Raw genomic sequence first — 21587 nt, 5'->3', positions numbered from 1 at the left:
AATTATTCCAGTCCTTATATACATATGATGTCTTCATATAATGTCAGGAGCAGCCCCCGGTATTGGATTACCTATGGACTGCTCCTGGTGACTTACACTAGTATGAATGGTCTCTAAAATACTGCTGCAATACTATTCAGTAAGTCTTGCTTCCAGCTCTGCCTTTTCTTTTTCGTAACCCGGTTTGCCAAGTAGCGCAAACATATTCTTCTTGTATGCTTCAACGCCTGGTTGGTCGAATGGGTTAACACCGAGCAGGTAACCGCTGATGCCGCAAGCTTTTTCAAAGAAGTAAACCAAATAACCAAATGTGTATGGTGTTTGATCAGGAATAGTAACGATAAGGTTAGGTACTTGACCATCTGTATGCGCAAGCATCGTACCTTGGAAAGCCTTCTTATTTACGAAATCCATAGTCTTTCCTGTTAAGAAGTTCAAACCATCCAGATCATCCGGATCGTTCTCAATGGTCACATGATGAGCCACTTGATCTACTTGGATTACCGTTTCAAAAATATTACGGTTACCTTCTTGGATAAATTGACCCATGGAGTGTAGATCCGTAGAGAAATCAACGGAAGAAGGATAAATTCCTTTGAAATCCTTACCTTCACTCTCGCCAAACAATTGTTTCCACCACTCCGATACAAAGTGTAAGGAAGGCTCATAGTTAACGAGGATTTCAGTTGTCTTACCTTTGCGATACAGCGCATTACGAACTGCAGCATATTGATAAGCTTGGTTAGTAGCTACATCTGGATTATTGAACTCATCCGCAGCAGCAGCAGCACCTTGCATCATCTCTTCAATGTTAATACCTGCTACAGCGATTGGAAGCAAGCCTACAGGTGTCAATACGGAGTAACGTCCGCCTACATCGTCTGGAATGATGAAGGATTCATAACCTTCTTCAGTAGCCAATTTCTTAAGGGCACCTTTTTCCTTGTCTGTAGTAGCGTAAATACGTTTGCGAGCTTCTTCTTTACCATATTTCTTCTCCAGAGCTGCGCGAAAAATGCGGAAAGCAATGGCTGGCTCAGTCGTAGTTCCTGATTTGGAGATTACGTTCACGGAGAAGTCTTTGCCTTCTACTAAATCAAGCAAATGCGTGATGTATGTAGAACTGATGTTATTACCAGCGAAATAAACTTCTGGAGTTTTGCGCTTATCTTTAGAAAGGTTATTGTAAAAAGAATGCGAGAGCGCTTCAATCGCTGCACGTGCTCCCAGATAAGAACCACCAATACCAATTACAATCAGTACTTCGGAATCGCTCTGGATCTTCTTTGCGGCTTGCTGAATGCGTGCGAATTCTTCCTTATCATAAGCTGATGGAAGATCAATCCATCCAAGATAGTCGGAACCTACACCAGTCTTATTATGCAACTGTTCGTGCGCTAACTTAACTGGAGCGGCAAGGTTGTCAATTTCTTGTTGGTTAAAGAAAGAAAGGGCTTTGGTGTAGTCAAAATTAATCTTCTTAGACATCGGTAATGGAAACCTCCTGTTTATCTCTTTAAATTTGAAACCGCTTGTTACAACTTTATAATTAGGATACTTTAATTTGCCTTGACTGGCAAGGTCTTAGGGCACATCCCGGGCTTTAGAACCAAGTTTTCGAAAGTTTCATGGAAGCGTTTCCCGCATCATTAGGCAAGGCTGAGCTGTGGTGCTGGCCTAAGTGCCGTGATAGAATGAAGAAAACGGAAGGTGGCTATACAAATGAAACAAATCGGTTTTATCGGACTTGGAACAATGGGAGCACCAATGGCTTCCAACTTGCTTCGTGGCGGCTTTCAGGTGACAGTGTACAACCGTACGGCAGCTAAATGTAAACCTCTTGAAGCAGAAGGTGCCCTGACCGCTCTTACGCCACGTGCTGCCGCTGAAGGTAAGGATGTTATTATTACCATGATCAGTAATGATGATTCGGTTCGTGAAGTGTTTTATGGTCAAGATGGTATTCTAGATGCGCTTAAGCCAGGCGGTTTAATTATTGATTCCAGCACAATTTCTCCAGGACTAGTTCACGAAATTGCCACTGCTGTAGAAGCCCGGGGTGGACATTTCCTTGACGCTCCAGTGACTGGAAGCAAGCCGGCAGCTATTGAAGGAACCTTGGTGTTCATGGTTGGCGGCAGTGCTGAAGTCATAGAACAGCATCGCGATATCTTCGATACTTTGGGCAAAAAGCTGATACATATGGGTGAGAACGGCAGTGGTGCTGTAGCCAAGCTGGCTCATAATGCTATGGTCGGCATTCATAATGTTGCCCTGGCTGAAGGGTTCGCTATCGCTGTAAAATCAGGTGTTCCAGCTGACAAATTCCTTGAACTAGTGCAGCTTGGTTCTGCGGGTAGCAAACAAGCAGAGCTTAAAGGCCGTAAAATCATAGAAAATGATTTCAGCAATCAGTTCTCCCTTGCATTAATGTTAAAGGATTTGAAGTTAGCCTCCGCCCACAGCGATTTCACAGGCGTCCCTTCTCCAATGCTGGGACTAGCCAAAAGTATGTTCCAAGCCGGGTTTACCCAAGGCTATGGCGACGAAGACCTCTCCGCTGTAGTGAAATGCTATGAAGAGTGGATCGGACAAAAAATGGGTTCTACTGTATCCGATAAATAAATTCAAAAACTAAAACCTACTCTAGTTAGAAACATTTACGACCGCTTCACACATGACTATTCAAATGTGTGAGGCGGTCTTTCTATATGGGAATTTTGTTTGTTAATGGAAATTTGCTAGAGTAACTTTTGCAGCAACAAGCCACAGCCATTGCTATCGGTCACAGCTGACTCTGCATCGCCACTAAAAATCAAAAAGCAGCGGTTCTCCATTAACAGGAGAATCGCTGCGTTGCTGTCTTTATGATTTTCAAAACACTTATAGAACCGGGTAAGAACAGCAATAATCAGTTACTTCAAATACTTCCAACGCAAATTTTGAGTTGCCAGGGACATTGAACGTTGCCGCTCCCTTAATCTCCTGCCAACCCTCAGTGCCGGGAAGCAGCACTTTAAGATCGCCGGACAGAATCTCCATAATTTCAGGACCATCCGTACCAAATTCATATACACCAGGCAACATGATACCAAGCGTCACCTTAGTTCCATCCTGCAAGATTACCGTACGGCTGGTTACTTGTCCGCCATAATATACATTGGCTGCTTTTTCAATCGTTGCGTTGTTAAACTGACTCATTACTTGTTCTCCCCCTAATGATTATTCAGTTAATTACAGAAGTGCTTTCACACGGCTAACTACATTCTCAACAGTAAAGCCGTATTCTTTCATTACTCTGTCTCCAGGTGCGGAAGCTCCGAAAGTAGTGATGCCGAGGATATCGCCTTGGTCACCAGTGTAACGTTCCCAGCCAAAGGTTTGTGCCATTTCGATTGCAAGACGAGCCTTAACTCCTGGAAGAATAACGGAATCACGGTATTCTTTATCTTGTTTTTCGAACAGATCCCAGCTTGGCAAGCTGATTACACGAACATCGATACCTTCTTCAGCCAAAGCAGCTTGTGCTTTAACAGCCAGCTGTACTTCAGAACCAGTAGCGATCAGTTGTGCTTGTGGAGTGCCATTCTTGGAATCAGAGACAACATAACCACCACGTTTGATGTTTTCGCGAACGCCATCAACTGTTCCAGCAAGAATTGGCAAGTTTTGACGAGTCAGAACCAAAGCGACCGGATTGTCTTTGTTTTCCATAGCGTAAGCCCATGCTGCTGAAGTTTCGTTAGCATCAGCCGGACGAATAACAGTCAGACCTGGGATGATACGCAGGGAAGCCAATTGTTCGATTGGTTCATGCGTAGGACCATCTTCACCAACTGCAATACTGTCATGTGTCAGTACATAGGTTACTGGCAATTTCATGATCGAAGCCAAACGAATGGCTGGACGCAGGTAGTCTGTGAACACGAAGAATGTTCCTCCGAATACTTTAAGACCCGTGTGCAGTGCAATGCCGTTCATGGCAGCAGCCATACCAAACTCACGTACGCCGAAGTAGATGTTGCGGCCATCATAAGATTCTGGTGTGAACGATGTCAAACCATTCAAATGTGTCATAGTGGAGCTTTCCAAGTCAGCAGAACCGCCCACAAGCTGAGGAACACCAGCAGTCAGACCATTAAGTGCACTACCGGAAGCTACACGAGTAGATACTGCTTTATCTTCAGTAGTGTAAGTTGGAAGGTTAGCATCCCAGCCTTCTGGAAGATCGCCGTTGATTACTGTTTCAAATTGTGCAGCAAGCTCTGGATATGCTTTTTTGTAAGCCGCAAATTTGTCATCCCAAGCTTTGTTAGCTGCGATTCCGTTTTTCTTCACTTCTGCAAAATGAGCACGAACTTCGTCAGGTACATAGAAATCTTCTTCGTATACCCATTTGTAGAAATCTTTGGTAAGCTTAGCTTCTTCTGCTCCAAGTGGGGAACCGTGAGTACCGCCATGGCCGCCTTTACCTTGTTTGTTAGGGCTACCATAACCAATAACAGTTTTCACTTCGATCAATGTCGGTTTGCTAGTCTCAGCTTGAGCTTCAGCAATCGCTTTGGCGATAGCAGGAAGATCATTTCCGTCTTCAACGCGAAGTACTTGCCAGCCATAAGCATCAAAACGTTGAGCCACGTTCTCGGAGAACGAGAGGTTCAATTTACCATCAAGGGAAATATCATTTGAATCATACAATACAACCAATTTGCCCAGTTTCAAATGACCAGCGAGTGAAGCGGACTCGGAAGAGATCCCTTCCATCAGGTCACCATCACCACAAATAGCGTAAGTATAGTGGTCAATCACTTTATGTTCATCTTTGTTGTAAGTAGCACTGAGTTGCGCTTCAGCCATAGCCATACCAACAGCCATACCAATACCTTGTCCAAGTGGACCTGTTGTAGCATCAACACCAGCGGTATGCCCCACTTCCGGGTGACCTGGAGTCAAGCTGCCCCATTGACGGAAATTTTTCAATTCTTCCATAGGAAGATCATAACCACTAAGGTGCAACAAGCTGTATAGAAGCATAGAACCATGTCCTGCGGACAATACAAAACGGTCACGGTTTACCCATGTCGGATGATCAGGGTTGTGTTTCATTGTTTTTGCAAACAATTGGTAGCCCATTGGTGCAGAACCCATTGGCATACCTGGATGGCCGGAGTTTGCTTTTTCAATGGCGTCAATCGCCAAAGTACGAATCGTTGTAATGGACAGGTTATCTACAGTTGAGTTTTCTTCCTTTTGAATCGCTTGTTCTTGTTCACTCATTTAATAGTTCCTCCTCTGAAATCTCAAGAATGTCATTTTGACTCTTATTGTATCATTAGTGTGGAAGCAATTCCAATTGTTTTTAAAAACTCTTTATTTGAACAGCTTATCTTTTGCAATATCGACGTATTTATATACACACATGAACTATGAGACAAGCCAGAATTGCACTAGTCTATGGTCTAGTTTTTAATTACGACTAAAGATTGTTTTACAATGCTCAAATATACAGTAAGATGGAGTTAGTTAAGCATAATTTTCATGCATTACCCAACATTTCCTAGTGGAAAGGAATTTTGAACATGAGTTCGAATAAGGACATCTTTATTGTGCTTACCGGTACAGGTACGGCCTTTAGTGGTTTTATAAAGTGGTTTACAAAAGCCGATCTGAATCATGCTTCGATCGCCTTTGACTGTGAACTGCGGGAGGTATACAGCTTCGGAAGAAAAAAAATGCACAATCCATTTGTGGCAGGACTAATCCAGGAGAACTTTATCGACCCTTTTTATAACAGTGCTAATTGTTCCATCTATCAGTTGCGTGTTAGCGCTGAGGAATACGATACGATGTACAATCACGTCCAAGGGATGATGCAAAATCAGGAGCGTTATAAATACCATCTTTTAGGATTAATAGGTGTGCTTCTAAATATTAAAATCGATAGAGAAAATGCTTATTTTTGTTCCCATTTCGTTGCCTCTTTATTTGAAGAAACTGCAGTTCAGCCTGTGAATAAGCCTTCCTGCTTCGTTACACCGGAAGATTTCGCTCTTTCACTCTGTGCACATAAGATTTTTACTGGCAAGCTATCGTATTATTTACGTAGAGCTCAGAGAGCCTCTGCCCGTGCATCTTCTTTACCATTACATAATACTTCGGTTGCCGCACGAATGATGCGAATAAATGAAGACCGGACTGAAGGGGTCGTATAAAAGGCTCAATGCTTGTTAAAAAGGACTAAGCGGAATGTAATTCCGCTTAGTCCTTTTTAACCATCAAATAACGAATTCAACCATGTACTGACTGCACATGAGTTCATAACCGATCGATTGATATAGAGAAATTGCACCTGTATTCTCTTCAAGGACATTCAAATACACGTTGGAGGTAACCCTTCTCCCCGCTCGGGTGAGCTCTGCGCAGATCTTTTTTCCGTAGCCTTGCCTTCTCCATCTTACATCCGTGCCGATGTTCCCCAATTCAACGTAATCCTCGCTATAAATATGGTATCCACCTACCGCAATCAGCTCATGTTGTTCCATCACACCATAGAACGGATACTGCAATTCTTCTTTTGAAAAAGCCATTGTTTCTAAATCGGCCATTTTCGACTCAATAAGCTCAAAATAAGAATGACCCAAAGGTAAAACGCTTTTATCCACCGGTGGCAACGCTTCTTGATGGATATGCTTCATTAGAAGCAGCTTTTTGGGAGACTTAACAAGCTCAAGCTGTGAATCAAGTACATCCATAACTTCTTCATTAACGATTGCGCTACCGACAGCATTGTCAGGTAAATTCAGTTGTTCTTTCATAAATGAAAGCACGGACCGGAGACAAAAAGACTTCTCCACAGGGAATACGGAAAAAGCATAGAATGGGAGCCCCCTTAAAAAGGCAAATACAACGAGCAGCTCCCCCTGTTCAGTAAAATGTCCATAGTGTACCGAATTATGCTTACGAGCTGTAAGGTATGAATAGTATAAAAAATGTTGTTCCCTATTTATCAAACTCAAGATTGATTTCATTTCGGCTGGTGTTAACTCTCGAATCATATCTCCTACCCCTATCAATGTTTGATACAATGCTTCAACATTAACATGATCCTGTGAAGTCACGCAAAAAAGAAATGGGATAGGTGATATAGGCCCTACTCTACTTTATTCGATGACTTTGGAAATACTCCGCCCAATCTGATGATATAACAACTGTAACGGTATCCGTTTTGGTGTTGTACGCATTCTGAGCCGTAAAGGTAAAAGTAACAGGGCCATCGGGTAGCTTTTCAAAAGAGCTATCGTACATTTCACCTGTCCAGAAGGTTTTATCGTCGTTAGTTGGGCTGAGCTGCGTAGTAAACCCTCCGTTCATAGTCACTTGCACAGTATCTGGGAGACCTGTTGCTGTACCTTGCAGAACAAAACGTTCACCTGCCCAAAATACATTGTATCCTCTTGGACTCTCCTTATTGCCGCTCTTTTTCAGATTATAACCCTTACGGTTGTTGTTCCACTCTTCAGTGTGCTTCACTCCACCTTTTATACTTAATAGATTAACCATGAAATATTTACGTGCAGAAACATTGCCCCAGCTGAACCCGTCAAAAACTTCAACCTCGACTGCATACTTCTCGTTTTCGATCAGTGAACCAACTGGAATCTGCCATTGCTTAGCGCTTGATACTTGCTCACCAGATTGTACCTTGATTACACCTGTGGCCAAGTTAATAATTCGCACCTTATAACGTTGCTGAAGATCTCCGTCTTCATCTTGATAATCCCATTTAATGATCGGGGTAAGTGTGCTTGCGATTGTCGGGTTAGATGGATCAACACTGGTTGGGTACGTTATTGTAGTCGTCGGTATCCGGTTGACTACTGTAATGTTCTGCGAAAGCTCACGTTGCAGACCCAATGAATCTGTAACGATTTGTCTAAAGGTAAAGACACCATTACTACTAAACTGCTTCGTGAAGTCCTTTTGAGTGCTCGCTAGGGCTTCTGTTCCACTTGATGGTTTTAAGAAATACTTGTGGCTGATTATATCTCCTTTTGGTTCGTCCGGATCAGAGGCGGTACTCTTAATGTTCAGAACGTCCGTCCTGTAGATCGGTACCTTAGCCGCATCTTTACCAGTATCTGTGATCAGAGTGAATCCCGGCTTAGGTGCGTTATCGATGATGAATGTTTTTTCATTTGATACATCTGACCATGAAAATTTGGAGTATGCCCGACCTTGCACTGTAAAGTATTCAAACCGTTCAAATGTATTATTTGGGATTTGATATTGTCTGAGCAATCCTGTAGGATCCGGATTTTCTATCGTGGAGACTAATAGACCATCCTTCGTAAAGAACTCTAACCTGTATTTCTCTTGTGAATCATTTTCCGGATCTGCGTAAGTCCATTTAATTAATGGATCGCCTTGATCCGCATCAATCACAGATGGGTTTGTTGCTGTACCTGAAGGGCTAGTTAAAGTCATAGTAGGCGCCAAATTCTCTTTCACTTGGACTTGCAATCCAGCGATATTCGACTTATCTCCTATTTGATCGATTGCCCAATGTTCTAACGTATATACCCCTGGATCTGAGAAAGTAAGTGTTATATCGCGAGTAAGATATGATTTCATTTCACCCGTACTGTTCGTTACTTTCCAGTAGTATTCTAACGAGCCTTGATCTGATGTATCCTCATCAATATCGCCTGACGTAAATTGTTTTGTATCATACTGATTTACGGATGACGGTCCGTTAATCTTAGCAACAGGAACATGATTCTTAACCATAAATGTACGTGTCGCATAAGAGCTTAACCTTCCATCAGAGGCTGTGAGCTGCATTTCCCAACTCTCAGAAATAGCTTTTTTATGTGATATACCGTTACGGTTAATAAGATCACGAATGGTCATAGATTGATAACGGTTGTTTCCTGCCCAGTAGTATGGAGAGTCATTAAACTTTGCATTCCAGGCATAAGATAAAACATCTCCATCTTCATCCGGATCTGGTGTTAAGTTATCCATTGTGATAATCGTATCGCGGTAAATTTCGTTAGGCATTGTAAATGCTGCAGCCGGTGGATGATTGACTACCTGTACATTTTGACTGTACCCATCCGACCACAAGCCACGATTATCATGTACTTGTAGATTGAGTTGATAATTCCCTTCACCGAATGATGCGATGTTCGGCGGTGTTGTAGCTCCACCCCAATGTTCCCATACTTTATTCCATCCGTCTTTGATTACAGTCCAGTAATATACATCCAATGGATCATTATCTGGATCGAAAGACTTGTCTATAATACTCGTAAATTTACGGTAAGAAACGATATTCGGATTAACGGTAAATAATGCAACGGGTGGTAGATTAACAGACGCATTCCCCACAGTACGTTGACACCAATCACTCCATACACCGATTCCATTATCTCCATCCACATCACGGACTCTTAAACGTATGTCGTAGCTGTCCTTTTCAAAAACTCCCCCAGGTGGCTGCCCGTCGATCCACATCTCATCAAGACTCTTTTTATATTGCCATTGCCACTGCACAATCCCTTTATCAGCACTTGTAATATGATCTAAATCGTAGGATGAATCTGTTAATTGAACATTTCCATTGATAAGCCTTGCTGAAAAAAGCGCTATTGGCTTACGGTGAACTTTAAAACTCATCGTAGATGCGGCATCTTTACTCCACATCTGATATTCAGCAAAGCGAGCATCCTGTTTCGGTATATCCTTAGCTTGATAACTCACTACATATTGTCCGGTATACGGAAATGAAGTGTAAAGGCTCGTCCTCCATAGTCCCGAATCCCCTATAATCCCCATTGAGTTATCAAAGTAATTCGGATCATGATCATATCTCACTCGATCAGCGTACTTAGCATCCCACTCATAATCTTCATAGGTGGTGCCGCTATTCTCTATAGGACTAGTAACGAGAACAAAAGCGTTTCGCTTCAGTCTGTTTGTAACTTTAAAGGTCATACTCGCGGATTCTGACATATTTGAAGGATCTGCTACTTTTACAGTCATCGTATAATCGCCCGGCGGGATCGAATCAGCCACAGCGTCTACAGGGATAGAGAAATACTGATACCCTTTCGTTTGAGAGACTACCGTCTTCCTATAAAATATATTTGGTATCTCCGCACTTACGATAAGATCATCATTATCTGGATCATGGACATATCCCTCGATGTTAAGTGTGTTTCGTCCAGGCTCGTTCTGCAGGACTTGATTATTGGGTGTATTTAACGAAATGGTAGGTGGACTATTAGGTATCAAAGGAAATACTCTTTGAAAACTCCAACCAATGTACGGCCCTCCATATCCATGTTCTGGACCATATCCACGAAATCCATCCTGTTGACCTGCACCAAAACTGTAATTAATAACTAAACCTATTGGAAGTTCACCATAACTTAAATTCCCTATAACATTTCCATAAGGAACATCTGTCGCAAGATTAAATGTATGATCGAATGTATTCGGGTCAAACGGTCCAGCAAAAAAACTCCTATACAATGGGGTCCAATTGGTATTTGGATTTGACCAGTGGCTCGGACAATTATATTGGTAGACTGGTAAATCTAATGGTGCCCCCTCTGGTATTGCCGCTACACAGAGATCCGCTCGAACAACACGTCTATCTAGAGCACTTTGTGATTTATACAAGTTTACTCCTACAGTCAATGTTGCATCTGAACTAATATCAAATGTAATTTGCTTAGTGGTACGATTATATTTAATATTCGTTAGTTTTTGGTTATTTATTGTCCCACGCATAGTACCATAATTCCAACCAGCGTCATAAAAATCACCATCAGCAGGTATATTTATATCTTTATAAGTAATGAAATTAGGATCACCCGTCGCAGCCTCTGCTGTCTGAAGATACACTCCCTGACTAGGAAAAACTCCGAATAAGATAGTGATTATAATTACTAGTGAAAGTATTTCTTTTGTTTTTTTCATTTAAGCACCTCTCCTACCAGGACCAATCAACTTCTGGCGCTCGATTTTTCACTTCTACAATCCGTGAGCTTAACTTTTGTCCATCTGAATTTGTAGATTTCCGATCAGCTTCTGTCACAAACTCATCAATGGTGGGTTGACCAAACTCTTCAAACACAGTAAGTCGGATTTCATATTTCCCTACCTCGCTCAGCTCTAAATTTAAGCGGTCTTTGTTCTCATTACTGAAGATCACCCATGCTTCTCCGCTGAAACTCCCGTCATTATTTGAATCATAGCGATACTCCCAGAGTCTCCGACCCACTACATCTTTATCAGGCGAATAGGAGATATCATCCAATGAAACCACCGCTTTATTACCGTAATCAGGACTTCGATATAGCACTCCAGGCAGAGTAAAATAGTTGTACGGCGCTTCATCTGGCACAATATCAAAAGTGATCTCATTACTTGAAGAATATCCAAGCGTGTTTTCCACATAGATCGTAGCCTTATATTTTCCAGGTTTCTTAAATAAGACGTCTTTGCTTTCGAAATCAGACAATGTGCCACTGTACTTAATATCTTCATTCGTCCCAACAGAAACCGCAGTGATGGTAACTCGTGTTTTCGATGGTATTAACGGAAAGCGTGTTGGACTCTGGCTTCTATTAAACAATGTCGTTTTACGATTTTGTTTAAGTATTCCTTCTATACCTATAATTGCTGCTGGTTTCGGCTCAATGACGGTAACTTCTGTACTTGTACTACCTATTTGTCCATCATTGTCAACGACTGTGAGCGCTATAGGAAATGTCTCTCCAACTTGCTCTCTGGTATACCATACATACCCCCTTGGGACATTTCCTATTTCTCCCTGCGCTCCAGATGTGCTCCAAGCATAATCAGTGATATATCCATCCGGATCATAGGAAGCATTTCCGCTAACGAGCATATCATCCCCTGCTTTTATGTATCTAGCTGTTGATATTCTTGCAATAGGCGGCTTTCCTTCCGGTTCTGTTGGCTTGGTCGGAGGTGGAGGAAAAGTAACCAGAGGTTTGTTTTTATAAACACCTGCTGAAATCTGTAGGGGCTGTTCCAGAGAGGTGATGGTTCCACTCTTTGTGACGATTGGCTTTTTAAAGCGGACGAGAACGGTTAAAGCATATTCCTGAGTAAAATATTCGCCCGTTACACTCGACTTTTTGATCTCAAAGTCAAATAAAGCGCTTACGTTAAATGTCTTTGCAGATTCCTTTTTCGTTTTGAGTGTGTTGTTCTTATCTTTCTCTTTAGCATAGAACACCCACTCGTCAATGTTTGAAGCATCATTGTATCCTTGCAGCAGCCCTATTAATGAGATTTGAACGGGTTCGTCTTTATCTCCCAATTTTGTTGGATTGGGATTAGGTTTATTTAGAGTTACCGTACCGGTAAGTGTTGGTTCTGTAGGGAGAGTGTAGTCAAAAGAGACGTTTCCACTGTATTTGTAAGTAGTTACATTAGCCGAACCTGTAAAGTAGTAGTTTAATTTTGTTTTATAACGCCTACCCAACGCATGACCACTTTTGTCAAAGTTCGAACTTAATTGTTCAGGATCAAAATTTTGCGTAGCTGCGTCAGTTTTATAATAAATAATAAATTGCTTCCCATTTAAGACATTATGATTAACATATGTTGATGGAAGTGTATCTGTAGGTACAACTAATTGGACGGTTGACTCTATGATCTGAGATGAATCAATTACCGAATTCACGTTTTTGTCATACCATTTAATTCCCGAACGTGATACTGCTGATTGAGTTACCACCGTCATATCCGGGGGATCATTTCTAGGTGTACCATTACCTTGTCCATTTTTATCGTTATGTTTCTGAGCATTAATGTATGGATCCCATTCATTTATCTGCCATCTTACTCCGTCTGAATATCGCCAAATAGAATTACCAGGAGTTGTTAAAAAAAGGGTTTCAAATGAGGCATTATACCCGAGTAAATTATCTATTCGTTGTTTTGCTTCAACGCCCTTTAAAGTAACCTTTATTTTTCCATTCTCCATTGTAAGAGCAACTTTTTGATTAGTGCCATTATATTTAAGAGAAGAGACATTAATTGCCGAATTGGATACTCCACTTGGAAGATCTAAGTAGTAAGATTTTTGAGCATTTGCAGACCCATTAAGAATTTCTGAAGGTATTGACACTGTTTTGCTTTGCGAATTAGCTGCTTTAATGTTCTGTGGGATATATACAAAAACTAGTATAACTGTAAGCAGAACAATCCAAATTTTCTTCATATAAATTACTCCCCTGGCGTTTAACAATGTATTTTTCTTCAAAATCGCCTCCAAGATTAACGTATATAGAAATAACTGAAGGGTCTTTAATGTACCCATACATCTGATAGCTAGATAGCTTTTCACCTGGTTTCAATACCCAATTCCACAATGCTTCTTTATTGTTCAACTCTAACATTTTATTTTTAGGTGCAGGTTCAAGAAGATTATTACCATCCATTTTAAAATACCATTTCGAACTCGGATCTTTAGCACTTAATTGAATGATTTTACTACCCTTATTTTCAATGGTGAGTTTAGTCCATACCATATATTTAGTAGGTGTTTTATAAATTCGATCTGAATAACCATACAGCTTCATTAGAGATTGTGCTTCTTTAGACTTTACGTCGTAAAACATCAGCTTCTCCAGAGTATAACTCAACCCACCCGCCGTAACTGTCACAGGCAACTCCAAGTCTTTCTTCAGACCAAATTTAAACAGATTATCCCTCATGATAGGCGCTGGCGTAACTGCAGGTTTCACCGTTGCTGCGGGTACCTCGGATGTGATTGGCTTAGCCGTAACTACTGGTGTAATCGTTTCCGCTTTTACAGCCACTCCCTGCCCTAAAACCACGCTAAATAACATTGCCGCTGCCAAAGTCGCCTTTACAACTCTCTTCTTCATCCCCGAATCTCTCCCTAGTCTCAATTGGATTTTCCCTACTTATTGAACTTATACTCCTGAACTGCAGGTACTCTGATAGGCTCTTGTGTTTTGGCTCTGGAGATCAGCAACGGATGTTCCGTCTCGATAACGGCAATAACCGAGGGACCCTCTATGTATTTGGTAATGCCATATTCACTATCCTCGTATAAAAGCGGAAAAGTCACTCCATCGGAATCATCAATAATATCAAACTTCACGATCTTTACTTGATTCTTAAAACGACTGCCTACTTGAGGAGAAAGGCCGTTATCAAGCCCAAGATTCGCCTGCAAGGCATGTTGAAAAGTATCGTAAGCAAGCGCGGGATCGATAATTAGACGACCTCGTGTGAGTTCAGTTTCATCTAATTCCTGCGCAGCATCGTGAACAGCGATATTGTTTGCATCTTTTAGCATGCTGCGCAGCATGTCCCACTCCTGATTCTGGATCTGAAAGAACCAGGAGTAGATAAAGATCAGCAGGACAAATGCCAGCTTAATAATGTAATCCATAAATTAGGCTCATCCCTTAATCAATCGAGATATTCACTCATAATTGACCCATGGCCATAATATCGGGTCGGCTGCGAAACTGTGGAAAAGTTATACGGAAACAAATTTATCCGCGGTGCTGTTACATACACATCAATTCGTTGCTTGCGTTCTTGAATGGTATCCGTACTGCTCGTAATTTCTATAGAACCCTCTGAGAACCCAATCGCCTTGAGATTTGAAATCACTTCGTTCCGCATAGACGCTGTGACCATCCCCTCTGTTGCAGCTTTTTGTGTGATGTAGGACGTATTAGCTTTGACCTGTAAATCTAGCAAATAATCAATATAGGTAAATATGGGCTGCAGGATAATAAACAGGACAAGCCACATGAATAATGCCCGGAGGACGGTCTCCTTCAATAGAAACGCCTCCTTCTAATATTGCTCTACTTGCTTAGTATGTGTGATGATATCGTCTTGACTGCTGCCAATGATATGCGTAGCTACTGTGATAAACATCCCTGCGATCACAAAGCCAATAGCCAGAAACATTGCTATGGAGATAGAGTCTTTTTTCATAATCGAATTAAACCCGAGCAGTTGAAGTTTGGCTGGAATCCAGTGGTTGAATAAAAGTCACACCCGGAATCGTCGGTTTATTATCATCCGTAGCATCAATGACCTCCCGAACTACAGGAATCAAAACAGCAATTACGATGGCCACACATAAAAATCCAATAGCAATAAACAAACCTGTAGAAATAGCATCCTTTTTCATTGTTAAAATCTCCCTTTTATTTTATATTTTTAAAATAATATTGAATATACAATTTTTCACTGGAACATGCCGACACCATTAAAATTCCCTTTGATCAGCAAAATGTACTGCATCGCCATCGCGACAATCATCAAAAAAGTAGCAATCGATGGGATCACATTAATGATCGTAGATAAATCACCGATAAAAGACCACTTTTTCAAATACTGATCACTGGAGATTTTGGATATAATCTTACCTTGCTCACGCAAATAATTCGCCGCTTCTGTGTCGTCCTCCATACCCTCAGTAGCCAGCAAAATGGACCGGATGTCATTAATAAAACTATGATTATCCGGAAACTTGGCACAGAACCATTCAATCGCCCCCTCCACACCCTCATCTACTGCTCGTTCAGACAACTCGTACAAGTCCTGACGTATATATTGAAAATGTCCAGCCGTACTCCCGCAAAAAGTGCCAAATTGCGCATATCCGCGCTTGCGCAGCCGATTATTCTCATATAGACGGATGAAAGAGATCAGCTCACCGTCTTTTTTAATAACCGTTTTTTGATGAAGCCATGCAAGCACCCAGCCAAACGGAAGATAGCGCATCGGACTGCTAATTATGAGAATAAGTAGAGCAATTAGAGGGTCATAGATAGAAAAAGAATTTGAACGAATAAAATCACTGATGACTTGAGTTATTAAATAAATCAGCGCTGCCGAGTAACGGAAAAGCGTAATTTTACGGGCCGCAATAGATAAACCTGAATCGTTCAATAATTGCTGGAGTCTATCTCCCTGCATCCGTTCCCCAAACTTATTCCACCGCAGTCCTAATCGGACAAGATATTTTTCCTGTTTACTGCTGCTGCTTATAAAGACAAGTAAAGCGACATATACAATCCCGATTACAGTAATTAATAGTAACAATCTGTCCATAGCTCATCACCTTAGTGGTAGTCCAGTTTAGGTCTGGCAAGAATAGTGCTAATCACAAAAGAAATAAAAAGACCGGAGATGATCACCATCAAAAAAGAAAGTCCTACTGTAGTCTCAAACTGCAATTGGAAATAGATATCAGGCTTCAGCATGTACATAAAGGTTCCAACCGTTGATATCAGCACCAAAAGATTTCCGTATAAGCCAAGGCTAATCGCATCTCTACTCCCCGCTTTCACAGTCAAAATCGTTTCCCTCTGTTGTTCCATGGAACGATTTAACAGCATCAATGAGCTTTTTAAATAACGGGTCCCCTCCTTCTCGGCATAGAGCAGATCCGATATAAATTCTAGGGCGAAGGTAGTGCCAATCGCATTCGAAAATCTCCCGGCTTCCTCAACAAGCTCCTTCTCACTACTGTAATTGGAAAATGCAGCCCCTAGCAGCTTCAAAGGACCCTTCAGCACATTCTTATCCGTAAGAAAATCCGTTGTCCGATCGAGAATGGAATCTACCGACAAGTGAGTGAATTTGGTGGAAATTTTGACTACATCGAGTAAATCATAGCTTCCATGCACCTTCCTCTGCGCGTAGATGTATCTCATACGAAAATAAGGAATCGTCGCAGAAATCACAGCCATAAAAAGTGGAAATCTCCAAGCCCCCTGAATCGAACGCCCTTCGTTAAAAGTTATCCCCTCCAGAAAAGGATTGTTAAAACTCAATTGCCCAGGAAGCTCGCTTAGCGTCAGTAGTCCTGATAGAAAAACCGCGATAAACACTATTGCTGTACGCATGAAAAATCGCATAACGCTAATGCCCGGCTCATATTTTCGGTGTACAAAATATAAAAGATTATCTAGATGACGGTAGAGCCACAACCTTTTTTTCACCGAGCTAACCCTTTTTCCAAAAATACTCATTTTATGTTTGATCCGATAATCGAACTTCTGACCTACCTGTCGTAAATGCCGTTCGATTAGCGGTTTAATGAGCAGCCAAATTCCCCATACAATTAACAAATGAAGGACAAAACGAAAAATATACAATAATAAATCCACGGTTTCACCTCCTCACTCGTTAAGAATGATCTTAGATTTCAAGCTTTCTTTGATAGGCTGATCCATTGGTTTTGCTGCTGCAAGCTGTCCCAGCTCTTTCTGAAGCAACTGTGTTGCCTGCTCATTTTTCCTAGTCATCTTCAGAATCAGGTTCTTCGTCAGCTTGTCATTATAGGACCAACGCATCTTCTGGGGTTCCCAGCGCATCAGATCATTCGCAAATACAGAGTTCTTTTCCTCGTCATAAAAGACTTCCGATATTCGAGTTAACCGCTTCTTTCCGTTCGGAACACTTTCCAGAATAAAGACCAGCTCGCATGATTTCAGTGCAGAGATCAAATGCCCCTTAAGGCTCCCGCCAATCCTTGTCGACACGGCAAAAGCGCCTTGATAAGGAATATCCTCCGAATCAACGGTGTGGAACGTTCCGGTGATGCCGTCATACCCTTTTTCCCCACTCCACAGATAAAATTCCCATTCGTTATACCGCATCTCGGTCATATACAAAATGTTCGGATCATGCCGCAGAGACTCTACCCCTACCTCCATCAATTCCTCGTTCGCAGCCTGGATTGGAATGATTCGGTGCCCTTTAATTTGATAAGGTAAAATCGACTCCGGATGCTTTTCTATCATCACTACACCCATACAGGATGAAGATCCGAGCAGTTGCTCACCGACGATCGTATTTGCAAAGGTTGTTTTTCCCGAGCCTACAGCGCCCGCAATAATGCTATTGCGAAAGGTAGATGATAACACCCGAATCATTTCAACCGCTTCCGCAGGAATACATTCCGTACCCGCCTGATCGTCTAGACTCAGAAACTCTACAACCTGCCGCCGTAACGATATTGTGGTGAAGCCATCCCATACTCTCGGGGATACCCAAATGGCAAGCCTAATAAATCGGCCAGGCCAGAGCGGGTCATCCATTTTAAACTCCACTGAAGGGTTGTCCTTGTTCAGCTTTTTGTTGGGATCACTTTTTAATAAGGAGCGCTTTAACTGTTCGACCCGATCTAGTGAAGGCATCTCATATGGATAAACTACAAACTCACCTTTATGGTTATAAAAGATCTGCTTTCCGATCATCTGTAGCCCGGTTGATTCACTGTATGCACGATCCGTAAACCAACGATACGCTGGACCAAAGCCCTTCCACTCATGATAGAGCGCTTCTGCAGCTGTTCTGTATGCTTCTGGAACCATGCCCGTAAAGGGTATCTTCCGCAAGTATTTCTCTATCTCATTCATAAAAAAGCTAACCGCCTGCGGATCCCCAATTAGCGCCTTCGCATTTAACTCGAAGTAAACATCATCCTCACGTTCCAGCCCTTCGTTCATATCGTTTTTCATTTTTTGCAAAAATACATAAAAGTCTTCCTTGCCCGGTTTGCTCATACGTAGGATACTTTCTTTTAGAGAGAACAATGGACGGTTCGGTTGATTTCCATTCATAGGAATATACCTTTCTTTTTAGCTTCTGGCGCCAGGCTCATGGACACGAGCAGAGAATGTACCTTATCATCCACATGCTGCAGCTCTTTTTTGCCTAGGGGTAAGCTCTCCTGCAAGGGCTGGTAATACGGCAGCTCCAGCAAAATTTCAGTCCCAAAGCGAAGCGCTAGATTTTTAGGAGAAGATATTTCTTCCACATTACTGCGATTAATAATTAGTTGAAAATCATGTGGATGTAGATCCATATGCCCAGCAAGCTCTAGCAGAGGTTCGAGTCTGTATTCATGCTTTGGATGAGTGACGATCATACGCAGTGCCGATTTGTGCATTCCGACATACCATGCAGCACTTTCCGGGATAGAGCCGAAGTCAGCAATAACCACATCTGCATTTGCCCCAGCTCTAGACAAAAAATATTCAATCTCATCCTCCTGATAATCTTGTGCGCTTAAGTAATCGTAATTGCCTGGGAGATACGAGTAACCGTCTTGCTTAATCAATTGCTCAAAATCCTCATCATGAATCATCTTCCCTGTGAGCCTTGATCGAAGCCTATCCAGACTAATGGTAGCTTTGCGGTCATATCCGGGATCATATAAATCAAGTCCAAGGACAATAACACGAAGGCCCGCCGCGGCAATTCGTCTTGCGAACAGTTTGGCTACACTAGTGCAGCCGATCCCCGGACCAGATCCAAAAAAACCAACCAAATTACCTCGTTCCTCGCCATTCTCGTCTAGAATAAAGCGAATCTTCTCTATCACCGCTGACGAGGTAGAACGAGGAGGTATAAAATAGATCCCTAAGCTTTCACACAGCATATGTACAGCTTGGTAACCACTGATTCCCTTTTGCAAATATACATATAAGATCGTTGAGCCCGGATAATTCCGGCGCAGTTCGCTAAGTGACTGAGCTTGAATCTGATCACTGGTAACCATTAGCATATGGCCCTCTGTATGAGATGGATCAGGAAGTACACTTTGTGTAATTACAATAAATCCTGCATTTTTGATATCATTAATGGTTAACTGTTCTAGGCCTAGACTAAATATTTTCAAGACTCTTCCCTCCTACTCGACCCGTACGATCCACAGCTTCTTTCCCTGCTCCAAAAATTGTCCAAGCCGCTCGCCATCACTTTTCTTCAGCTTCAATTCTGGTGTCGCCACCTTGCCAGTCGAAGTAAAACGATTATTGTTGTTTCCCTTTTCTGAATCCAGCACATCATTATTGTCTTCTGTTCGCACATAATTAACGGTGACTCCCGATATAAACACCTCCTTTGCAGGTTCACTAATTGGGCTCTGCACGATCAGTTCTTCCTCTTCCTTCTTGTCTGGGCTAAGCGATTCACTCCGCCTTTCTCGGTCTCCATCAACAAGATAAATATCCACCTTATCCCGGCTGCGCAGTGAACCATTGATGGCAAAGATAGCCTCCTTCGGTATAGGAAAAATCCCTTCATCCTTTAGGGGTTCTAAATCACTAACATCCACTAAGGATGCCGTCAAAATACTTCCATTGGTCAGATTTACATTCGTAATTTTGTGCTCCACTTGTGCGATTTCTGTAATTACACCCGAAGGTATATCCTTGGTCTGAACAGAATCCAGATATAAATCACTTGCTTTCAGCTCATAGTTTTTGGGAAGAAGCTCCCCGCCTTCCACTTTGATTTTGACCACAGTTCGGGATAGTACGTAGGGCTTGAAGTAGAGATCATAGCCTAATAATCCGCCGACTCCAGTAATCAAAATGAGACTTGCGAAGAAATAATTGCGTTTCAACAGTTGCCTACGCTGTAAAGCCAAGCCTTCCGCCTCCTCAAAAGCACAGTTTTGAAAAACGACAAAAAGCAACTTGGCGTAAATAGCCAAGCTGCTGGTAAAATGCTTTTTTTACCTGTAGAGATTTAAAGAGCTATTAGATTATAGGGTTCCGATAAAAGCGCTCAGGTTCATACCATAGGCTCTCACCGGAAAATAACCTTTTATTTAAACACTACGGTCTTATTTTGATGGACGAGGATCCGGTCTTCGATATGCCACTTCACCGCACGAGCCAGAACAACCCGCTCAATGGTGCGTCCAATCCGCTTCAGCTCGATGACATCATCACCGTGACTAACCCGCTGTACATCCTGTTCAATAATTGGGCCACCATCAAGCTCTTCTGTAACATAGTGAGCAGTTGCTCCGATAATCTTCACCCCGCGTTGGTACGCTTGAGCGTAAGGATTGCCGCCAATAAAGGCTGGCAGGAAGGAGTGATGAATATTAATAATTTGGTGGCGATAGTGTTCAATAAACGACGGCGAGATAATCTGCATATACCGAGCCAGAATGATAACATCAATGTCGTCTCCGATGACCTCAAGCTGACGTACTTCCGCCTCAGCCTTAGTATCAGCTGTAACTGGAATATGGTGAAAAGGAATGCCGAAGGACTCAACATACGATTTCATATCCAAATGGTTGCTCACGACGAGAGCGATGTCGGCTTCTAGATCACCAGCTTGCCACTGCCAGAGCAGCTCCACAAGACAATGGTCTTCTTTAGAGACAAATATGGCTAATCTTTTCTTATGACGAACATTGAAAATTTTCCAGTTCATCTTGAAACGTTCAGCCACCCCGCCGAACAAAGAACGTATCTCTTCCAGACGATCTCCTAATTCGGGAAGGTCAAACTCAACTCTCATGAAGAACATTCCGCCATCTGGATCCATTGTGTACTGATCCGATTGCACAATATTCGCGCCATGCTGATACAGAAAGTGTGATACAGCCGCCACGATTCCTGGTCCGTCAGGACAAGAAATGAGCATACGCGCGCGGTTGGAATAAGACTCAACACCTGACGAATTGTTTCTTTTTACGTGTAATTCCATGACCCTCATCCCATCCTCTCATC

19 protein-coding genes are annotated in these 21587 nt (G+C 42.2%); 2 read left to right on the top strand and 17 right to left on the bottom strand.

Going from position 1 to position 21587, the window contains the following annotated elements; translation table 11 throughout:
• Positions 1-132: 132 nt before the first annotated feature.
• A complete protein-coding gene (locus CA598_RS14665; protein WP_042124930.1) occupies positions 133-1488 on the bottom strand; it encodes a glucose-6-phosphate isomerase in 1356 nt (451 codons plus the stop codon).
• Positions 1489-1722: 234 nt separating this feature from the next.
• Here CA598_RS14665 and CA598_RS14660 point away from each other — a divergent pair, with 234 nt between their 5' ends.
• A complete protein-coding gene (locus tag CA598_RS14660; protein WP_094870649.1) occupies positions 1723-2625 on the top strand; it encodes an NAD(P)-dependent oxidoreductase in 903 nt (300 codons plus the stop codon).
• Positions 2626-2883: 258 nt separating this feature from the next.
• Here the strand turns inward: CA598_RS14660 and ppnP are convergent, their stop codons facing one another.
• Both ppnP and tkt read right to left on the bottom strand, forming a co-directional pair.
• On the bottom strand, positions 2884-3201 hold the full coding sequence (gene ppnP / locus CA598_RS14655) for a pyrimidine/purine nucleoside phosphorylase (protein ID WP_094870650.1): 318 nt from the start codon (positions 3199-3201) through the stop codon (positions 2884-2886).
• Positions 3202-3234: 33 nt separating this feature from the next.
• Complete coding sequence (gene tkt, locus CA598_RS14650; RefSeq protein ID WP_094876976.1) at positions 3235-5277, bottom strand: transketolase; 2043 nt, start codon at positions 5275-5277, stop codon at positions 3235-3237.
• Between the two features lie 302 nt (positions 5278-5579).
• On the opposite strand from tkt, the gene CA598_RS14645 reads away from it, so the two are divergent.
• Positions 5580-6212, top strand: a complete 633-nt coding sequence (locus CA598_RS14645) for a hypothetical protein (RefSeq protein WP_179281616.1) — start codon at positions 5580-5582, stop codon at positions 6210-6212.
• A gap of 63 nt (positions 6213-6275) precedes the next feature.
• Here CA598_RS14645 and CA598_RS14640 read toward each other — a convergent pair whose 3' ends face one another.
• The 14 genes from CA598_RS14640 to purU all read right to left on the bottom strand — a co-directional run bounded on the left by CA598_RS14640 (position 6276) and on the right by purU (position 21564).
• A complete protein-coding gene (locus CA598_RS14640) occupies positions 6276-7055 on the bottom strand; it encodes a GNAT family N-acetyltransferase (RefSeq protein WP_094876975.1) in 780 nt (259 codons plus the stop codon).
• Positions 7056-7155: 100 nt separating this feature from the next.
• The gene (locus tag CA598_RS14635) at positions 7156-10986 is read right to left on the bottom strand and encodes a hypothetical protein (protein ID WP_094876974.1); all 3831 of its coding nucleotides are present in this window, start codon (positions 10984-10986) and stop codon (positions 7156-7158) included.
• A 13-nt stretch (positions 10987-10999) separates the two neighbouring features.
• Positions 11000-13264, bottom strand: a complete 2265-nt coding sequence (locus tag CA598_RS14630; RefSeq protein WP_094876973.1) for a PKD domain-containing protein — start codon at positions 13262-13264, stop codon at positions 11000-11002.
• Entirely contained in the window at positions 13197-13934 is a 738-nt protein-coding gene (locus tag CA598_RS14625) for a hypothetical protein (protein WP_094876972.1), read from the bottom strand. Before CA598_RS14625 ends, CA598_RS14630 begins: the two co-directional genes overlap by 68 nt.
• A 35-nt stretch (positions 13935-13969) precedes the next feature.
• On the bottom strand, positions 13970-14467 hold the full coding sequence (locus CA598_RS14620) for a hypothetical protein (RefSeq protein WP_094876971.1): 498 nt from the start codon (positions 14465-14467) through the stop codon (positions 13970-13972).
• A gap of 20 nt (positions 14468-14487) precedes the next feature.
• Positions 14488-14868, bottom strand: coding sequence for a hypothetical protein (locus CA598_RS14615; RefSeq protein ID WP_076284074.1), 381 nt, complete (start codon positions 14866-14868; stop codon positions 14488-14490).
• A gap of 15 nt (positions 14869-14883) precedes the next feature.
• Positions 14884-15027 carry a hypothetical protein gene (locus CA598_RS32300; RefSeq protein WP_156113062.1) on the bottom strand — a complete coding sequence of 48 codons (144 nt, stop codon included), beginning with the start codon at positions 15025-15027 and terminating at the stop codon, positions 14884-14886.
• 7 nt (positions 15028-15034) lie between these two features.
• Positions 15035-15226, bottom strand: coding sequence for a hypothetical protein (locus CA598_RS14610; RefSeq protein WP_094870657.1), 192 nt, complete (start codon positions 15224-15226; stop codon positions 15035-15037).
• A gap of 56 nt (positions 15227-15282) precedes the next feature.
• Positions 15283-16152: a hypothetical protein gene (locus tag CA598_RS14605; RefSeq protein ID WP_094876970.1), complete on the bottom strand. Its 870-nt coding sequence runs from the start codon at positions 16150-16152 to the stop codon at positions 15283-15285.
• An 11-nt stretch (positions 16153-16163) separates the two neighbouring features.
• A complete protein-coding gene (locus CA598_RS14600; RefSeq protein ID WP_094876969.1) occupies positions 16164-17213 on the bottom strand; it encodes a hypothetical protein in 1050 nt (349 codons plus the stop codon).
• 12 nt (positions 17214-17225) lie between these two features.
• Positions 17226-18671: a P-loop NTPase family protein gene (locus tag CA598_RS14595; protein WP_094876968.1), complete on the bottom strand. Its 1446-nt coding sequence runs from the start codon at positions 18669-18671 to the stop codon at positions 17226-17228.
• Positions 18668-19732, bottom strand: a complete 1065-nt coding sequence (locus CA598_RS14590; protein ID WP_094876967.1) for a CpaE/TadZ family protein — start codon at positions 19730-19732, stop codon at positions 18668-18670. Before CA598_RS14590 ends, CA598_RS14595 begins: the two co-directional genes overlap by 4 nt.
• Before the next feature lie 12 nt (positions 19733-19744).
• Positions 19745-20485 (bottom strand): SAF domain-containing protein, encoded by a 741-nt coding sequence (locus CA598_RS14585; protein ID WP_094876966.1) that lies wholly within the window; start codon positions 20483-20485, stop codon positions 19745-19747.
• A 179-nt stretch (positions 20486-20664) separates the two neighbouring features.
• Complete coding sequence (gene purU, locus CA598_RS14580) at positions 20665-21564, bottom strand: formyltetrahydrofolate deformylase (RefSeq protein ID WP_094870663.1); 900 nt, start codon at positions 21562-21564, stop codon at positions 20665-20667.
• Positions 21565-21587 lie beyond the last annotated feature (23 nt).

The organism is Paenibacillus sp. VTT E-133291, assembly GCF_002264395.1.
Lineage (GTDB): Bacteria > Bacillota > Bacilli > Paenibacillales > Paenibacillaceae > Paenibacillus_AQ > Paenibacillus_AQ nitricinens.
This window is presented reverse-complemented; position numbering and strand designations above follow the sequence as displayed.

Excerpts from the sequence above, each read along its gene's own strand:
- CA598_RS14665 (WP_042124930.1), bottom strand. The coding sequence starts at position 1,488 with ATGTCTAAGAAGATTAATTTTGACTACACCAAAGCCCTTTCTTTCTTT.
- CA598_RS14660 (WP_094870649.1), top strand. The coding sequence starts at position 1,723 with ATGAAACAAATCGGTTTTATCGGACTTGGAACAATGGGAGCACCAATG.
- ppnP (WP_094870650.1), bottom strand. The coding sequence starts at position 3,201 with ATGAGTCAGTTTAACAACGCAACGATTGAAAAAGCAGCCAATGTATAT.
- tkt (WP_094876976.1), bottom strand. The coding sequence starts at position 5,277 with ATGAGTGAACAAGAACAAGCGATTCAAAAGGAAGAAAACTCAACTGTA.
- CA598_RS14645 (WP_179281616.1), top strand. The coding sequence starts at position 5,580 with ATGAGTTCGAATAAGGACATCTTTATTGTGCTTACCGGTACAGGTACG.
- CA598_RS14640 (WP_094876975.1), bottom strand. The coding sequence starts at position 7,055 with ATGATTCGAGAGTTAACACCAGCCGAAATGAAATCAATCTTGAGTTTG.
- CA598_RS14635 (WP_094876974.1), bottom strand. The coding sequence starts at position 10,986 with ATGAAAAAAACAAAAGAAATACTTTCACTAGTAATTATAATCACTATC.
- CA598_RS14630 (WP_094876973.1), bottom strand. The coding sequence starts at position 13,264 with ATGAAGAAAATTTGGATTGTTCTGCTTACAGTTATACTAGTTTTTGTA.
- CA598_RS14625 (WP_094876972.1), bottom strand. The coding sequence starts at position 13,934 with ATGAAGAAGAGAGTTGTAAAGGCGACTTTGGCAGCGGCAATGTTATTT.
- CA598_RS14620 (WP_094876971.1), bottom strand. The coding sequence starts at position 14,467 with ATGGATTACATTATTAAGCTGGCATTTGTCCTGCTGATCTTTATCTAC.
- CA598_RS32300 (WP_156113062.1), bottom strand. The coding sequence starts at position 15,027 with ATGAAAAAAGACTCTATCTCCATAGCAATGTTTCTGGCTATTGGCTTT.
- CA598_RS14610 (WP_094870657.1), bottom strand. The coding sequence starts at position 15,226 with ATGAAAAAGGATGCTATTTCTACAGGTTTGTTTATTGCTATTGGATTT.
- CA598_RS14605 (WP_094876970.1), bottom strand. The coding sequence starts at position 16,152 with ATGGACAGATTGTTACTATTAATTACTGTAATCGGGATTGTATATGTC.
- CA598_RS14595 (WP_094876968.1), bottom strand. The coding sequence starts at position 18,671 with ATGAATGGAAATCAACCGAACCGTCCATTGTTCTCTCTAAAAGAAAGT.
- purU (WP_094870663.1), bottom strand. The coding sequence starts at position 21,564 with ATGGAATTACACGTAAAAAGAAACAATTCGTCAGGTGTTGAGTCTTAT.